At 50.3% G+C, this 17,396-nt stretch carries 9 protein-coding genes; 3 read left to right on the top strand and 6 right to left on the bottom strand.

The features are described from left to right. Window positions 1-5: 5 nt before the first annotated feature. From LZG72_RS18350 to LZG72_RS18325, 6 genes are all read right to left on the bottom strand, one after another. Window positions 6-3,170, bottom strand: coding sequence for an FAD-dependent oxidoreductase (locus tag LZG72_RS18350; protein WP_233875781.1), 3,165 nt, complete (start codon window positions 3,168-3,170; stop codon window positions 6-8). Between the two features lie 32 nt (window positions 3,171-3,202). Beyond that, window positions 3,203-4,498, bottom strand: a complete 1,296-nt coding sequence (locus LZG72_RS18345) for a hypothetical protein (protein ID WP_233875779.1) — start codon at window positions 4,496-4,498, stop codon at window positions 3,203-3,205. A 20-nt stretch (window positions 4,499-4,518) separates the two neighbouring features. Continuing rightward, window positions 4,519-5,961 (bottom strand): RagB/SusD family nutrient uptake outer membrane protein, encoded by a 1,443-nt coding sequence (locus tag LZG72_RS18340; RefSeq protein ID WP_233875777.1) that lies wholly within the window; start codon window positions 5,959-5,961, stop codon window positions 4,519-4,521. Between the two features lie 11 nt (window positions 5,962-5,972). Further along, window positions 5,973-9,440: a TonB-dependent receptor gene (locus LZG72_RS18335; RefSeq protein WP_233875775.1), complete on the bottom strand. Its 3,468-nt coding sequence runs from the start codon at window positions 9,438-9,440 to the stop codon at window positions 5,973-5,975. Between the two features lie 69 nt (window positions 9,441-9,509). Then, window positions 9,510-10,508, bottom strand: a complete 999-nt coding sequence (locus LZG72_RS18330) for a FecR family protein (protein ID WP_233875773.1) — start codon at window positions 10,506-10,508, stop codon at window positions 9,510-9,512. A gap of 1 nt (window position 10,509) precedes the next feature. Continuing rightward, window positions 10,510-11,148, bottom strand: a complete 639-nt coding sequence (locus LZG72_RS18325) for an RNA polymerase sigma-70 factor (RefSeq protein ID WP_233875771.1) — start codon at window positions 11,146-11,148, stop codon at window positions 10,510-10,512. A gap of 205 nt (window positions 11,149-11,353) precedes the next feature. On the opposite strand from LZG72_RS18325, the gene LZG72_RS18320 reads away from it, so the two are divergent. The 3 genes from LZG72_RS18320 (at window position 11,354) to LZG72_RS18310 (ending at window position 17,372) form a co-directional block, all read left to right on the top strand. Next, on the top strand, window positions 11,354-11,992 hold the full coding sequence (locus LZG72_RS18320; protein ID WP_233875769.1) for a GntR family transcriptional regulator: 639 nt from the start codon (window positions 11,354-11,356) through the stop codon (window positions 11,990-11,992). A 392-nt stretch (window positions 11,993-12,384) separates the two neighbouring features. After that, a complete protein-coding gene (locus LZG72_RS18315; protein WP_233875767.1) occupies window positions 12,385-15,567 on the top strand; it encodes a TonB-dependent receptor in 3,183 nt (1,060 codons plus the stop codon). A gap of 23 nt (window positions 15,568-15,590) precedes the next feature. Beyond that, the gene (locus LZG72_RS18310) at window positions 15,591-17,372 is read left to right on the top strand and encodes a RagB/SusD family nutrient uptake outer membrane protein (RefSeq protein ID WP_233875765.1); all 1,782 of its coding nucleotides are present in this window, start codon (window positions 15,591-15,593) and stop codon (window positions 17,370-17,372) included. The last annotated feature ends 24 nt before the right edge of the window (window positions 17,373-17,396 follow it).

Genomic DNA, 17,396 nt, shown 5'->3' with positions numbered 1-17,396 from the left:
TGATACTAAATTTCTACTTCTTTTTTCAAAGCCTTTACCGGTTGTGGATACGAAAGTCCCGCCAGGTGTTTCTGCCAATCCTGGGGTTTGTAATCCCAATTTTTTCCCGTGAGTTCTTTGAGCTCGCTTAATGCGAAAGTTTTGTAATTATAATGCAGATCACCCAGGTAAGCTTGCAAAAGCTCGAACCCTTTTTTGCTTCCGCACCGTGCCATGGCTGCTGCCATGCTGATTTCAAGTGATCCGCCATAAACTCTCCACCGTACTTTTTCATAAGTCGATGTGACAAAGCCGCCGATATTCGGGTCTTTCAGCAGGTTTTCGAATCCGCTGATCAGCGATGGGTCGGGCAGGCGCTCGGCGTACACGGCGATGGCGATGATCCGGTTGTGGAATGGGACGAATTTGATATCGATGCGTTCGTTAAAGTAATCGCTGGTACGGGGTACCATGCCGCCGCCGGAGGCAGTTTTTTCAAGAATGTGCCGGATCTTCGCCGTCTCCGAACCATTGCCCGACATGCCAAGTAAGGCAATATTCTGGTTGATTTTCCAGAAAAGACCTTCCAGTTTGTTCTTCGGCCGGCCACGGATGTTATCGTAATCGTCGATATAGCCTTTTGGATAACCATCTTCCTGTTCCAGTTCGAAAAGATTGGCAAGTTCCGCACCGATCATCGCATTGCCACCCGCATCACCGAACCACGCCAGCATTTTAGCGAGCAGCAATTTCCCATCCTGACGATCGGTTTTCTCAAAACGTTCTTTGATCAGCGGCAATATCAGCGATTTTTCTACGCGGCTGCATTCGTACAGATATTCCGGCGCGCCCGATTCCAGTTGCTGCACCCGGCGCTGTATTTCTGCCCGGTCGGCGCGGAGGTCGCCCGGCTTTTTGCTCAGGTATTCCGCGGGAAGGTAATTCAGCGAAACCCATTCTTTTTGTAATGTACCGACATTATAATCTCTCGGACGGACTTTTTTCCACGCCACATCCGCCGCGATCTGCCCGGTGAGATAACCGAGTACGAGCAGGTCGGCGGTCATCCTCGTGAACTGCAGCGCATTGCGGCTTTGCCCGAACCCGCGGCCGGATATCAGCAGGCCATCGAGCTTTTTGGGGACAATGGAACGATAAGGAATTTCCACCGTGATATCATTGGAATGGGGCAGCAGAAAACCGCATTTGCTGTACTCGGAGGAAGCAACATTATGCGGATCGAAATCGCTGCTGGCGAGTGCCAGTACGTCTTCAAAATGCCTTTTTTCAACACAATCGATCAGGTCAAGATTGTGAATGCCGTCGATGCGCCGCGATTCTCTGACGGTCATGAACGGATGAAAATCGTAGCAATGGGCTTCGTAATGCGAGATAAAAAGTCCGCGCTGCTGCTCGGAGACCTTCCGGTTGTCGAGAATATCATAATCGCGATTGGTCGCCGAGGGTAGTTTTCCCGCGCCGGCAATGTCCCATTGACTGTAATTTTGAGTAAGCCCGATGCGGGAATCGCCGATCTGGAAGCTTGCACCGGCCATGGCCGCCACATCGCCGTCGCCCGTAGCATCGATTGTCACGTCGCCGAGTACGAGTTCGAGCTGGCCGTGGCGGCATACGACCACGCCTTTTACGGTATTGTCTTTTGTAACGGCCTGGCACAGTATAGCCGAGGACAGGAACTGACCGCCTTTATCCACCACCGAGCGCAGATGGAAAATCTGCCGCCCGATCTTTTTGTTCATATTAGCTTCGAGAGCAAGTCTTTCGGCCTCGTCGTTTTGTTTTTTGAAAAATACATTTTCTTTCACGCCATGGTAGTAACCCATTACGCCACCCATTGTTTTGGTACCGCCCATGTCATTGAAATAGTCCACCACGATCGTGTCGGCACCTTTGTCTATCGAACCTGCGGCCGCAAGCGCCCCGGCTGTACCTCCGCCGGCGACGACCACCTGCGTTTGGCGCCTGGCAACCACCGCATCCATCCAATCCAGATGCACGGCTTGCAGCGGCACATTGAAACCCGGCTCATCAATGTCTTCAAATTTCACCTTCTTGATATCCAGCTTTTTACCCGGAAGAATAAGGTTCTGCGGAGCGGCGTTTTGCGCTGGGATCTTAACACGGTCCACCAATGCCTGCGCGTTTTTTTCGAGGGTCAAAAGTGAAGACGCCGAGAGTGCCGAGGCAGTGCTGTCCAGCACATAATGTCCGTTCAGTGAAGTTGTTGGTACGGCATTGTCGGCCAGGGTCAGCGAGGCTTCGAGTGCGTATTGCTGGATTTGAGCGACGGAAAAACCTGCGCCCAGGGACTTAATCTTAGTTCCGATCTGCGTGGCGATCTGCCGGCCTTTGTGCTCGATTTCTTCCAGTTTGTCGGTGTCCACAAGGTATTCGAACGCCAGGAAAGCCTGGTCATCCGAAAGTTTGCCGGGGTAGACGGTCAGCTTGTTTCCATCCAGTCCAAATGCAGCGTCGGTTTTAATCTCTTTAAATGCCGGCTTACTTACTTTATTTACTTCAACTACAAAACCGGCTTTCTGCACTTTCAGTGATTTTCCTGCCAGTCTCCGGCTGAATATCAGTTGATCGGAGGCATCAATGAACGTTTTACAAGGAACGGAAAATACGCCTTGTTTGGTAGCCAGCAACACGCCGCTCACCTGACCTTTGCTTTCAAAAAGACCACAGGTATCTGTCATCAGCAAAAGATCCACTTTGCCCACGAGCAGGTTACGTACCATTCCTTTCCGGATACTGCCTTTAAAAAGCGCAATGTGATCGCCGAGCTGGCTTTTCCCTTTGCCGGTACCTTTTGTATTCTTGATTTCCATTAATTCCTGCTCAGGCAAAAGCAGTTCCTGCAAGTCCGGTCGCAGCGAGTCGAATCCCTGCGCATGGAGCCAGAGCCGACTTTTGGCGGCCAGCTCAAAACCCGGGCTCGACCGTTTTTCCACGATCAGTACTTTCTTGCCTTTCGACGACGCATGCAGCGCCGCAAAGTAGCCCGAAAGTCCCGCACCGTTGATCACGATGTCGTAATGCCCGACCGCATTCTTGCCGTCGAACTGCCGGCTGATCTCGGCCATTGCCTGCTCGCTGAGCATGGAGCTCGTCAGGAATACCGCGCCGGTGGCGGGTAGGGTCAGATTCAAAAATTTACGCCTGTCCATTGTAAAGGTTTTTACTTGTCCGTGACAAGTGGTTAAGGTTTTAGTTCTTCAATCGTCTTTTGCAGGTCGGCAATGTATACGCCCCTGTTATCGTCGTCGTACCCATTAAAAATCACATATCTGCCGGTCCGGTCCCAGGTAGGGTGGGCGTCCATGCGGAAAGAATTGTCCTCTACTTTTGGTACCCTCACATTGGCAAGAATTATCTCCTTGCCGGTTTTCGTATTCAGCAGCCGAATGGGTATGATGCCGTCGCCTTTAGCCACACTTTTTTCGTGGTTATAGGAATCGGTAATGATCAGCGGCAAGCCTTTCGGGTGAAAACTCGGGTGACCGGAGCCTGGGGAAAAAACGGTTTTGATCTCTGATCCGTCGTATTTAGCGGTGATCAGTTCGAGGCCGTTCTTCGTACTATCCACTTCGAGGTTCATGGAAAAATGGTCGCCGTCGGGCATCCATGCCATGTGGTGCCCGCCTTTGGAATATTGTTTCGTGGTAACCGCGGTACGAATGTCGCTGCCATCGGGTTTAATGGTGATGAGCGCCACTTTTCTCGGTCCGCCTGTTTTAGGTTTAATGATCAGGCAGGTCATCAGTCTGGTACCCTGTGCATTCCACATCGCTTTGAATGTGTAGATCTCGTAGTTTTCCGGATCGTCGATCCCGATTTTAGGTTTAGCTTCGTCAAAAATCCGTTTAATGGACGCGATCATTTTCGTTTTGCCGGTCGCGACATTTGTTACGAAAAGTCCGTCATTGTTCACCACTCCCGAATTTTTGCTGCGAAATTTTTCCGGCAGGATCACGCCGTAGCCGGACTGTGCATTCACCGAGTTGATCATGTTGTGGCTTGCAGCCTGCTTCCCGTCGGGCGTAACCATGAATGTCGCCCCTTCCCATTTCCGGGACGTTTTGCTGATGGGGTCGTGCAGAATGGTGTAGGCCTTCCAGGTGCTGGTATTTACCTGATTATAAAATAGTTCGTGATCAGAAGCTCCCCATTGGACGTTTGCTCCGACCTGCATTTCCCAGCCGTAGGAACGTTCGACAACCGTTTCCTTCCCGGTCGCGAGTTCTATCAATACTACTTCGCCAACGTCGCCTGCCTCGGGATAATGGTCCTCGAAAGGAATGCGAAACAGCGCAATGTATTTCCCCGACGGACTAATGGGCGAGGTGTCGTGAAAGCGGTGGATGATCTTGCCCGAGGCTACCTTCCGGATCGGAATGTCCGCGATACCGCCCAGCGCATTTCGTTCAGGAAAAATCATCCCTGAAAACGCTGCTGCCAGCGTGCAGACCATTAGGATTATCAAACATTTTTTCATAATAGCTTAGCAGTCAGGTGTTAGTAACCCTGATTTTGTACCAGTTTCGGGTTGGCATCCGTGTCGGATTGCGGGAATGGGAACAGCACGTGGAATGGCTGTATCTGCGGGTTCCGGTTGAAGGTTGTCTCCGCTTTTACCGCCTCAATGAGCTTCCCGGTACGCAACAGGTCGAAACGACGGTGGTTTTCAAAAGTCAGTTCGAGGCGACGTTCCAGCCAGACTGCTTCTTTGAAAGACTGGTAGGTAAGGCCGGCCAATGCGGTCAGTTTTGCGCGTGTCCGTACTTTGTTCAAAGCGGCGTACGCTTCCGGAGTAGGTCCGTTGTTGACTTCATTCAATGCTTCGGCATAAAGCAGCAACAGGTCGGAATAGCGCAGGATAGGGATGCTGGTTCCTTCGCCGCCGCTCGTTTTCGCCGTTTTATCCCACAGCTTTTGAAAGGAAACTGCTTTTGTAAAGTCCGGATTGGTTACCGACAGCTCGGTGGTAGTGCCATTGTAAGTATACGACGTCAGGAAGGTAACCGGTTTTCTGGCATCCTGAGCTGAATAAAGGTCAAACAAACTTTTGGTAGGGCGCGCAATGCCGCTCCCGCCGCTCGGGTAAATGAGGGCACCTCTCACGCCATATCCCCGTCCCTGGCCGTGTCCGCGAACGTCTGTCAGGTACTGGACTTCAAATACATTCTCTTTTCCGCCTCTGGCAGAAAGTGCAAATGCATCGGCGAAATTGGCATATAAATCGTACACACCCGAGTCGATCACCTGTTTCAGTTTCGCGACAGCCTGAGCCCAGTAAGGCGACTGGCGGTCGGTACCTGCCATGGTGATATACACTTTTGCAAGTATGCCCATCGCAGCTCCTTTGGTAGCGCGGCCCACGTCGGTAGCCGGGTAGGTCGAAGGAAGCACCGTTTCTGCGGCGGTCAGGTCTTCGATAATCAATTTATAAACTTCTTCAACAGAAGCTTTTTCTACTTCGAGGCCTTCAAGAGACGCCGTTTCGGAAGTAACAATAGGTACGCCGCCATACCACCTTACAAGGTTGAAATAATGCAGGGCACGGAGGAAACGCGCCTCGGCCACGTAGCGGGCTTTCAATGATTCGTCCATGGTGATCCCCGGTAATCTGTCAATCACAATGTTCGACCGGTTAATACCCCGGAAGCCACCCGCGTATTGGGCAATGAAGGAGTTGGCCGTCGTAATCTCGTAACGCCAGAGCTGCGGCCTGTCGGCTGCGCCGGTAAGGAATGGAATGGCGTCGTCAGTCGTCACCAGATCGGCAAATGGATCGAGGTTTCCGATGGCGGCATAGCAGGCACCCACGGCGGCTTTGGCGTCGGCAGCTGTTTTATAATAGGTTGCATTCGTCAGGTTGGTGACGGGCGTCAGGTCGAGTTTGCTTTCGCAGGAAACCGTCAGCAGGGCTGGAAGCAGATATATGAGGTAACGTTTCATGAATTTAGTTTTTAGAATGTCAGATTCAGACCTACGAGAATGGTTTTAGCAGCAGGATATCCGCCGTAATCGATGCCCTGGCTCAGCGAAGAGCTTCCGTAGCGGTTCACTTCGGGATCGTATCCGGTGTATTTGGTGAGCGTGAAAAGGTTTTGCGCGGCAACATACACTTTGGCCTGCTGCGCCCGCAGTTTGCTCCGCCATTGCTGAGGCAGGTTGTATCCCAGCGAAATGTTTTTGAACCTTAAATAAGAACCGTCTTCCACATGCAGGGTCGACAACAGTCGCGAGCCTCCCGCCGCGTTGGCGCGCGGAATGGTGTTGCTCGGGTTTGTAGGCGTCCACCGGTCAAGTACCCGGGCCGACTGGTTGTTCCCGCCCGTGAAATTCAATTGGTCAAAAGAGCCGAAATTCAGGATTTCATTGCCGTAAGTGCCTTGAACGAAGATGTTGAAGTCGAACCCTTTGTAGCTAACCGTGTTGTTGATCCCCCCGAAAAATTCAGGATTGGCGCTGCCAAGAATGTCACGGTCGTCGTCGTTGATCGCTCCGTTGCCGTCGCGGTCTATGTAGCGGATGTCGCCTGGCTTCGCGGTCTTCTGGGCAGAGTTATCGATCTCCGACTGGTTCTGGAAAATTCCGTCCATTACAAGTCCGAAATAGTTACCCAGCTCGCTGCCCACACGGAGCAGGATCGGGTTCTGGGACGTGTTGGAGATCGTCGCATCCGAGCCGGTCCGGAATTCCTGACGGCCGTCGAGGGTGAGGATCTTGTTCCGGTTGAATGTAACGTTGAACTCTGAGCTCCATCTCAAACCACCTTTGTCGATATTAATGGTGTTGAGCGCCAGTTCCAGACCTTTGTTCTGCACGCTACCGATGTTTTTGAGTGTCGTCGAAAACCCTGACGATGTAGGCACACCCACGTTGAAAAGCAGGTCGGATGTTTTTTTGTAGTAATAATCGGCAGAAACAGTGATCCGGTTGCGGAAAAGACCCAGGTCCAGACCGATGTCGAATTGTGCGTTTTTCTCCCATCTGAGGTCGGGATTGGCAATACCCGCCGTAGCAGAACCGGTGTTCAGAACGCCTCCAATGACGTAGGGTGCGGCGCTGATGTTCGCCAGATATTGATAGTTGCCGATCTCCTGGTTACCCGACAATCCATAACTGGTGCGCAGCTTCGCCTCGGTGACCGAAGGGATGTTGCTGAACCATTCTTCATTATGAAGCTTCCAGGCCAAAGCTCCCGACGGGAAAAAACCCTGCTTGCGGTTGGGGCCAAATCTTGATGAACCGTCGCGGCGGCCAGTCAGGGTCAATAAGAAACGGTCGTCATAACCATAATTTACGCGGGCCAGGTAAGAGATCAGCGCCCATTCACTGGCTGTGGAAGAAGGGGCGATCAATGTAGATCCGGCTCCAAGGTTGTTATATTCCGCAAAATCGTCGGAAAATGTGTTGGCTCTTGCCACTGCGTTTTCAGCCTTGATCTCTTGGATCGTATAACCGATCAATGCGCTGAATGAATTTTTCGGGTTAAAATTTTTGGTGTAGTTCAATGTGTTCTCATTGAGCCAGTTAAGTCGCTGTGTACTGGTAATCGCTGCGCTTCCCAGCACACTTGCGCCCACGAGGGCATTTCTGGTGACGTAATAGTTGAGTCTCGAAGTCTGAACGTCGGCTCCGATGCTGCTCCTGAGGTTCAGCCCGTCCATGATCTTGATGTCGACGAAGGAATTGGCCAATAACCTGATTGCCGACGTTTTGTTGGTAAACTCATTCAATAACGCCAGGGGGTTGTCGGCGCCCAGGCCATTCAGTTGTCCCTGGTTTTTATAATAGGTACCGTCGTCGTTGTACTGTTTGAAGGTCGGCGAATAGTTCATAGCTGCGCTGATCACGCCGGTGTAAGCGAGGTTACCCGTAGGTTCCGTCTGTGCGTCGTTGTTTTCGGTATAGGCTCCCTGAAATGTAAGACCTACCTTAATCCGGGATGATATGTCAGAATCGATGTTCGACCGTAATGTGTACCGTTTAAAGTCGGAGTTCTTGATGATACCTCCCTGGTCGTAATAGCCGAATGAGATCGCATACCGCGATTTGTCCGAACCGCCCGAAATGCCCAGCTGGTGATTCTGCATCGGGGCACTCTGGATAATGGCATCCTGCCAGTCGGTTCCCGCCCCGATTGCCGAAGGTAGTGGCCGGTCGGCGTTGGAGCCGTCGAAATACGGTGTGCCTCCATTGTTAACCTGCGCCTCGTTTACGAACTCCGCAAATTGCTGTCCGTTGAGCAACGGTATCTTGCGGCGAACCGACTGAACCCCATAGTATCCTTCATAGCTTACTACCGTTTTTCCGGCTTTGCCATGTTTGGTAGTGACCATCACCACGCCATTGGATCCCCTCGAACCGTAAATGGCAGTTGCCGAAGCGTCTTTCAGGATTTCAATGGATTCGATGTCGTTTGGGTTGATCGAATTCAGGTTGTCGGTCGGGAAACCATCCACAACATAGAGCGGGTCATTACTTGCATTCACGGAACCTGAGCCGCGGATCCGGATGGTGGAGCTGCCGCCTGGTCTGGCCGAGTTGCTTACGACCTGCACACCTGCCGCCCGTCCCTGCATCGCGCGGTCGAGGGAGACAATGGGGGTTGCCTTGATATTTCCTTCCCCGATCTTCGACACCGCACCAGTCAGGTCGCTTTTTTTAACGGTACCATATCCCACCACCACGATCTCTTCCAGCGCTTTGGTGTCAGCTGCCAGTTTTACGGAAAGATATGACTGGCTGGTCACTTCCATTTCATCTGAAATATAACCTACAAACGAAAAGACCAGTGATACCGGCAATGCATTCAGCGTCAGCTTGTATTCTCCGGCAGCGTCGGTGGCGGTACCCTGCTGGGTACCTTTTACCATCACACTTACACCCGGCAATGGCTCCCCGGTTTCGTCGGTTACCTTGCCTGAAATGGTGACGTCGGCGCGAGCCTGGACCGGCGCAACGGTCGCGGGTGTCTCGTTTCCGATTGGTTTGCTGACTGCATTTTGCGATTCGGCCGGGTTTTCAATGCCTGCGGTTTTAATCGTTCCGGGCGCCAGACTGTTGGAACTGCTGCTCCGGTCGACGATCAGATACGAACTCTTGTTGACTTTCTTGTAGGTAAGTCCCAGCGGGGCAAGCATTTCGTCGAGGTTTTTTTCCACGTTCCATTGCTTGTTGATCCGGAAGTTGGGTACCTGCACACCGTTCGTGGCCTGAGAGTCAAACAGGATATCGATCCGGAAGTGGTGTTTCAGCTCATTGAGCGCATCTTTCAGCAGTAGTATTTTTGCCGGACGCTGCGCGGGGGGATTGTTTTGCTTTGTTTGGTTTATGGCCAATGCCTGGGCACTCGCCGGGAAAGAAATCAGTAAATGGAGAAAGAGGATAGCTCCCCAAATGGTAGCCGGGTAAAAATGTCTGGACATGATGGGTTAATTGATTAGGAACAGTTGGGTACTCGGGGCGGACGGAAATGTCAGATACGGCCGCCGTTTTTAATGGTCTGTAAAAAGCACTTTATTGTTTTCGCGGCTTACGGAGAGATCCAGCACCTCTGCGATCGATTGTAAAAATTCGTCTATGGTACGTCCTTTAAAAGACCCCATCAGCTGCCGGCTGGCAATCGTCTGGCTGCTGAACGTCACATCGAGTCCGTAGGTTTCGTGGAGCTGGTAACCCATTTCTTCCAGGGTTGTTTCGTCAAATACGAACCGTTTGTTTTCCCACTCCGAGTACGTTTCAGGCGCTTCGGTACGGGACATTTCCATGGGCCGGTCCTTTTTGAGCTTCACCACGTCCCCGGGCTTCATAATGAGCTCCTTCTCGTCCGTGGCTTCCCGGTAATGGAGTTTTACCTTGCCGTTGGTGAGGATCACTTTGGAGCCGAATTTTCGCGCCGACATGGTAAACTCGGTACCTAGTACCTCCACGGTAAAGTTTTCGGGTGTATTAACGATGAATTTCTGGTGATTTTTCAGGTGTTCTACATCAAAGCTTGCATCGCCTTTCAGGAAAACCTCTCTTTTTGTTTCCCCAAAATTCCAACGGGACAATGTCAATACCGAATTCGCATTCAGCTTTACTTTGCTGCCGTCTTTGAGCTGGAACGTCTCAATCTCCCCGTAACCGGTTTTGTACGAAACGTATGTGATCGTATCCCGGTTGTACCAGGCCAGCCCCAGTGCGAGCGCGATTACTGCGGCGATCTTTCCGGCATGGTGATTGGTCCAGCTGGCCAGTTTTTCGCGGAGGCTTGTTTGCTCCTCAGGCAGCGCGGCATCTTCTTGCTCAATGATCGAAAAAAAATTTTCGAGCGCGATTTCGCTTGGCGCATCGTACTGGAGATGGTTTCGTTCCCATTCTTCCAGCCATTGATAATAGAGCTCTTCATTCTCCCTGTCGGTTAGCCAGCTTTCGATGGCTGTCTTTTGCAGGGGTGAGGTTTTGTTTGCAAAATGGTCGAATATGAGCCTCTTGCTGATCGTTGGTTTCATATTAAATCCAGTGTTCTTTTAAACCATGGCGCATTGACGATAGCGCCCGGCTGATGTGTACTTCTACCGTTTTAATGGATATCCCCAGCTCGTCTGCGATTTCCTGGTACTTTTTGTCTTCGAAGCGGCTCATTAAAAAGATCTTACGGCACTGCGGAGGAAGGCCTTGTACAAGCCGCTCAACATGGTTCAATACTTCTTCGTATTGCGTGATCATATCCGGCAGCTGACCATTTCCGGATACGTGGGCTGCGGCCGCATCCAGTTGTTCCATCGGCTGAAATTCCAGCCTTATGTAGTTGTAAGCCTCATTTCTCACCGAGCGGAACAGGTAAAACCGGTAAGAAGAAGTGATATTCTCGTACGACCGGGATTTCCATAGTTTGCAAAAGACCTCACTGACTATATCCTGCGCTACCGCATCTGAATATACGAACCGCGCTGCGTGGCTGCAGAGTACCTTATGGTAACGCTTGAATAATAATTCAAAGCCATGTTTCGGACTTTTATCGAAACCGTTCCGGATCATCCATTCACTATCGATCGGACCGTCGGCCTGGGCGGGCCTGGGACCGAGGTTCAACACTTTGTCTGGCTCGCCGTTCTCCCGGGAAGTATTTTTAGGCAGGTTATCAGTCATATGAGACAGCACAATTATTTCTTTGAATCGGTCAACTATTTACAAGACAACTTTTAGAAAAATACCCCTTAATCGATTCAGGATTTTTTTTAAATAAAATGTGAAAAAATATTGGTGCCGAAAATGTTAACTTACAAAATAGGGGACGTTTTGTCTATAACTTGCTACCTTTATGTTTACATTTTTACTCCATTGTTTATTATAAATGAAAGAAGATTCACTGGCCAGCAAAGTATATGTGGAATTACGACGGAAAATCCTGTCCAATCAGCTGGTTTCCGGGATAAGGCTTAAAGAGGATGTCTGGGCTAAGAGAATGGAAGTGAACAGAATGGCCGTGAGAGAAGCGTTGAACCGGCTGCTGGGCGAAAACCTGGTTGTTTTTGGTGAAAAGGGCGGGTATTTTGTTAAGTCGCTCACTGCAGCGGATATCAAGGAAATCAGGGAGTTACGGGAAGTGCTGGAACTGGGCGCATTGAGGCTCACTTTTCAGAAAACCGACGAAAAGCTCATTAAAAAGTTGGAGGAGATATGCGACGACTTTACCTCCATGGTCAGTGGCGGGTATCTGGGGGGGGCTTGTGAGGCCGACGTTAAATTCCATGAAACACTCATAGACAGCGCCAGGAACAAAAAACTGATGGATCTGTATCAATTCAGCAACATTCCCCTGTTTCACCACAAGCTGGGCCAGTCCCAGACGCATATGAATGATTACGAACTAACTGATTCTGAGCACCGTCAGATCGTTAAGGCACTGAAAGAAAACGACCTCAAACTCGCGGAGGAAACGCTCATCAAACATCTGATCCGAGGAGAAGTTTCCGTTCTGGACCTCGAATAGTTTAATATCCCCCAATTACCCCTTCCCTTAAAAGGTTCTTTTGTCAACCCTGCCGGGCTGCGTGAAGCCTTGCTATGCTCTCCTGCATTCGTTTCTCAGCCAATGGTATTCTGCCATTTGGCGCAATGACGCTATAAACTTTCCCGGTTTCCGCATTAAGTGAAATTTCTGAAAGGAATTTTTCAAAAAAATATTACTCGACTATTTTTTGTTTACAAAATGAATATATATTTGTAAACGATATTTCAACAATGCTTTATTAATATCGAATACTATTGGTAAACATTTTTCCATAGACAAGTTCCTTTGCGCCGTCATTCCACTCTCTTTTAGTTCAATTCAATCTTGTACTGTATATCTACTCTTAAACTCTTTCCAAACCTGTAATAACTATGAAACAAGAGAAAGTTTACCAGTTTAAAGCCGCCGTTTTGCTCCTGATCGTACTGTGCTTTTGCTGGTCGGAAAGATTGGTAGCCCAGACAACCCGGGACGTTAAAGGTGTGGTGCTGGATAGTTTGAGCCAGACTCCGCTGCCCGGGGTGAGTGTTGTATTAAAAGGAACGACAAGCGTAGGTACGACTACGGATGCGAACGGGGCTTATTCACTGGCATTGCCCGGAGAAGCGGGAACATTGGTGTTCAGCTTTGTCGGATATCAGAGCCAGGAAATTCTGATCGGGAATAAAACGGCTGTTCATGTTAGTTTACGAACAGACACCCAGTCACTTAATGAGATCGTGGTAACCGGTTATTCTTCTCAGAGAAAACAGGATATCACCGGTTCTGTCTCGGTTGTGGATATGAAAGCGTTGAAATCGGTTCCGGCCGGATCGGCGGTTCAGGCACTTCAGGGGCAGGCGGCCGGGGTAAATGTGATCAGCTCGGGCGTGCCGGGTGCCAGCAGTAATGTTTTTATCCGGGGCGTAACTTCCTTTGGCAATACACAACCTCTTGTGATTGTGGACGGTATCCAGGCTGACCTCAACAATATCAGCGCGGGAGAAATCGAATCCGTGCAGGTGCTGAAGGATGCGGGCGCCGCGGCGATTTATGGTGTGCGGGGCGCGAACGGCGTAATTGTAGTCACTACTAAAAAAGGTAAATCCGGCCAGCCAACGGTTACCTACGACGGGTACTATGGGATCCAGCGCCCGCTATCCGGAAATCCGTTCAACCTTTTGAATTCCGAGGATTTCATGAAAGTAGCCAATATTGCCACGCCGAACAATGCACTCTTCCGCAATGGAATGCCCGATTATCTGTATGCAGGACCTGGCGTGTCGGGCGCTGCCAAGGAAGGTGACCCGGCGGTTGATCCATCGAGGTATTTCCTGGATCCGATCAACACAGCCAATAACTATCTGATCCAAAAGGTAAATAAAACCGGGACTGACTGGTTTCACGAACTCTTCAAGCCTGCTTTGATGACGAACCATAACCTGGCCGTGAGCGGGGGAAACGAAAAGGCGAGCTACCTGTTTTCACTTGGCTACATTCACCAGAAAGGAACGCTCATCGAAACGTATCTCAAACGGTATTCTGCGAGAATCAACACCGAGTACCGGGTTAACAAGCGCATCAGGATCGGTGAGAATGTAAACATTTTTTATGTTGATAACCCCGGATTCGGGAACCAGTCGGAGTTCGGAACGCTTTCGGCAGTTTACAAAATGATGCCCATTGTCCCGGTGTATGATATCCGCGGAAATTATGGAGGAACATTTGCCGGGCCGGACCTGGGGAGTAATCAAAATCCCGTGGCACAGCAAAGACGCACGGTCAACAACCGGAACAGCTCGTGGAATATCGTCGGAAATGCATACGCAGAAGTGGAGATATTGAAAAACCTGACGGCGCGGTCCAGCATTGGGGCAAATATTAACAATCCGTACAGTCAGAACTTTAATTTCACGCAATACGATAACAAGCAGGGAAACAGCAGCCCGAACAGTTATTCGGAAAGTGCGAGCTACAATAACACGATCACCTGGACCAATACTTTGGGCTACAACAACCAGTTAGGCAAACACAATCTGCAGGTATTGCTGGGCTCGGAGTCCATTAAAAGTATGGGGCGGAGTGTTGGCGGGGCTTCTCAAAAGTTCTTTTCAACAGAATTTGACTACCTGATCCTGGGGAACGGTACTTCCGGGGTGACCAATTTCAGTAATGCCTATCAAAACAGCCTGTTCTCGATATTTTCCCGCGTGGATTATTCTTTTCAGGACAAATACCTCATCGGGGCTACGGTCCGGAGAGACGGATCTTCGCGTTTTGGCTCTGAAAAACGGTTTGGTGTTTTTCCGTCGGTCTCCCTGGGATGGCGGTTGTCGGGCGAAGAATTCATGAAATCACTGAACTGGCTGAACGATCTTAAAGTGAGGGCCAGCTACGGCGTGCTGGGATCGCAGAATAATGTATCACCCGAAAATGCATACACATTGTTTGGGGGCGGTTATGGAGATGCATACTACGATATCACAGGTTCAAGTAACAGTGTAAAACAAGGATTTATCCAGACCAGGATCGGAAACCCGAATGCAGGCTGGGAGGAAAACATCGTTTCCAACATCGGGATCGACGCGACGATCCTGAACAACAGCCTCGATTTTTCCTTTGAGTATTACAAAAAATCGATCAAAGGGCTTTTGTTCACTCAGCCGCTTCCGGCGACAGTAGGAGGTGCCGCGGCTCCGGTCGTGAACATCGGCGATATTCAGAACAAAGGATTTGACATTGCATTGACCTACCGCGGACGCGTCGGAAACGACCTTCAATATTCCGTTGGTACTAACATTACCGCCTACAAAAATCTGGTAATGGACATCCCGAGCCCGGGTTATTTCGACGGCGTGAGCCAGCAGGGAATGGGCACGCTGGTCCGGAACAAGCAAGGGGAAGCGGTGAGTTCGTTTTTTGGGTATGATGTGATCAGCCTGTTCAATTCGGATAAGGAGGTGGCCGAAGCTCCTGCGCAAACAGGCGCAGCTCCCGGCCGGTTCAGGTACAGGGATGTAAATGGCGACGGTGCGATCACTCCCGACGACCGTACCATGCTGGGCAGTCCAAACCCTGATTTTACCTACGGCCTGAATCTGGGATTGAATTACAAAGGATTTGATTTCTCGGCTATCTTTTACGGTTCGCAGGGCAATGAGATCGTGAATACCATTCGTTCATACACGCATTTTTATGCGGGTTACATTGGAAACAAAAGCAATGTGTTGTTGAATGCGTGGACTCCGGAAAACACGAATACGACCGTTCCGAAAATTGAGACGGGCGCTACATTAAGTACCTCAGGTGCATTAAACTCCTATTTTGTAGAAAATGGATCTTATCTGAGACTCAGGTCATTGATCCTGGGCTACACGCTCAAACCGGGTATTTTACAGAAAATAAAAGTGTCGAAACTGAGAGTTTACGCTCAGGCTGCAAACCTTTTCACGATCACCAAATATACCGGACTTGACCCTGAGCTGGGCGGAAGCAGTTCGAGCTTCGGGGTGGATTATGGGAATTATCCGAACAATCAGCAGAACTTTCTTCTTGGACTTAATTTATCCTTCTGATTTTTAATGCATTAACATAAAATATGATGAAAAGATATTCCAAATCACTCCAAAAGGTACTGTTACTTTCCTTCACAATGCTGCTGGCGTGTAACAAGGATTACCTAGAACTGAATCCAATCGGATCGGTGAACGAGTCCATTCTGGCCACCAAATCGGGTGTCGATGGGGTACTGATCGGTGCATATTCTCTGTTGGATGGCGCCGGTGCCGTCGGCGGGGGCATTTGGGGAAGCCTTACGGTGATGGCGAGTGTCGCGTCCGACGACGCACATACCGGGACCGAGCCAAACGGATTGCTTGCATCGTACGAGGGGTACAGCCACGATCCGACCACTTCGGCGACCGATGAGAAATGGCGTTTTCTGTATGCGGCGGTCCAGCGATCGAATGACGTGTTACGTTTACTCCCCAAGGTTAGCGATATTTCCGAAGCGGATGCATTGCAGATCAAAGCAGAAGCGATGTTCCTGCGCGGCGTGTATCACCTGGAACTTGCGAAGCTCTGGCGCAATGTTCCCTATGTGGACGAAACCATTACGTACGATGCGGGAAATTACACGGTCAGCAATACAGAGCCGGTCTGGCCGAAAATCGAAGCAGATCTTCAGTTCGCTGTGGCTAATCTTACCCCTACGAAATCGGATGTGGGCCGGGCAAACAGCTGGGCGGCAAAGTCGTTTCTTGCCAAAGTGTACATGTTTCAAAACAAATTTACCGAAGCGAAGACCCTGCTCGACGACATTATCGCAAACGGGGTTACTGTAAATGGCAAAAAGTACGCACTGGCAGATGCTTACTTCGATAATTTCCTGACAGCCAAAAAGCATGGTCCCGAAGTAGTTTTTGCGGTACAGATGTCTGTATATGATGGTTCAAACGGGGCAAACGGGAATGGTGCCGATTTGTACAACGGACCGTTCGGAGGTCCCCCGTCCTGCTGCTACGGGTGGTTACAGCCTTCATTTGATCTTGTAAATGCCTACCAGACAGACGCTGCAACGGGCTTGCCGCTATTCGATACTTACAACCAGAACCCAGTTAAAAATGACCAGGGACTGGAATCTTCCCAACCATTTACGCCGCATACCGGCACGTTGGATTCCCGTTTGGACTGGGTTGTGGGCAGGAGGGGCATTCCATACCTGGACTGGGGACTGCATCCCGGAAAAGCATGGATCCGCCAGCAACTTACCGGCGGACCTTACAGTGTGATCAAAAATATCACTACCCAGGAAAGAGTGTCGCAGGACAGGGAAAATGCGGCTATGAACTCGCCCTATAATATGATCCGTTTCGCCGATGTGCTGCTTTGGGCTGCCGAGGCGGAGGTGGAAGTGGGGAGTTTGGCGAAAGCCGAGGAATACGTAAACCGGGTGCGCGCCCGTGCGGCAAATCCTGCGGGTTGGGTTAAAAAGTACATTGATGATAAAAATCCGCTTAAAGGATTTACCGATGTTCCCGCTGCTAATTACAAGGTAGGGCTGTACAAAGGACATTTCTCGCAGCAGGGAAAAGAGTATGCACGGAAGGCGGTGCGGTTTGAAAGAAGGCTCGAACTGGCTTTGGAACATCAGCGGTTTTTCGATCTTCAGCGGTACGACAATGGGACGGGCTTTATGGCGACCACGCTCAACACCTACCTGAACTATGAAACGAACGTTCCGAAGTACGACAACAAGGCATACATGCCCAATACGAACTTTACAAAAGGAAAAAACGAGGTATATCCCATACCCCAGGCGCAGATCGATCTGAGTATGAAAGATGGGAAACCTACCTTAAAACAGAATCCGGGCTATTAATTCACTATTCCTAATCCGTTACTT

Origin of the sequence: Dyadobacter sp. CY323, from assembly GCF_021390245.1 — a bacterium.
GTDB lineage: Bacteria > Bacteroidota > Bacteroidia > Cytophagales > Spirosomataceae > Dyadobacter.
This window is presented reverse-complemented; position numbering and strand designations above follow the sequence as displayed.

What these genes read in the sequence shown, in the direction of transcription:
- LZG72_RS18330 (WP_233875773.1), bottom strand. Translation starts at nt 10,508, where the DNA reads ATGAAACCAACGATCAGCAAGAGGCTCATATTCGACCATTTTGCAAAC.
- LZG72_RS18340 (WP_233875777.1), bottom strand. Translation starts at nt 5,961, where the DNA reads ATGAAACGTTACCTCATATATCTGCTTCCAGCCCTGCTGACGGTTTCC.
- LZG72_RS18310 (WP_233875765.1), top strand. Translation starts at nt 15,591, where the DNA reads ATGATGAAAAGATATTCCAAATCACTCCAAAAGGTACTGTTACTTTCC.
- LZG72_RS18350 (WP_233875781.1), bottom strand. Translation starts at nt 3,170, where the DNA reads ATGGACAGGCGTAAATTTTTGAATCTGACCCTACCCGCCACCGGCGCG.
- LZG72_RS18315 (WP_233875767.1), top strand. Translation starts at nt 12,385, where the DNA reads ATGAAACAAGAGAAAGTTTACCAGTTTAAAGCCGCCGTTTTGCTCCTG.
- LZG72_RS18325 (WP_233875771.1), bottom strand. Translation starts at nt 11,148, where the DNA reads ATGACTGATAACCTGCCTAAAAATACTTCCCGGGAGAACGGCGAGCCA.
- LZG72_RS18320 (WP_233875769.1), top strand. Translation starts at nt 11,354, where the DNA reads ATGAAAGAAGATTCACTGGCCAGCAAAGTATATGTGGAATTACGACGG.
- LZG72_RS18345 (WP_233875779.1), bottom strand. Translation starts at nt 4,498, where the DNA reads ATGAAAAAATGTTTGATAATCCTAATGGTCTGCACGCTGGCAGCAGCG.
- LZG72_RS18335 (WP_233875775.1), bottom strand. Translation starts at nt 9,440, where the DNA reads ATGTCCAGACATTTTTACCCGGCTACCATTTGGGGAGCTATCCTCTTT.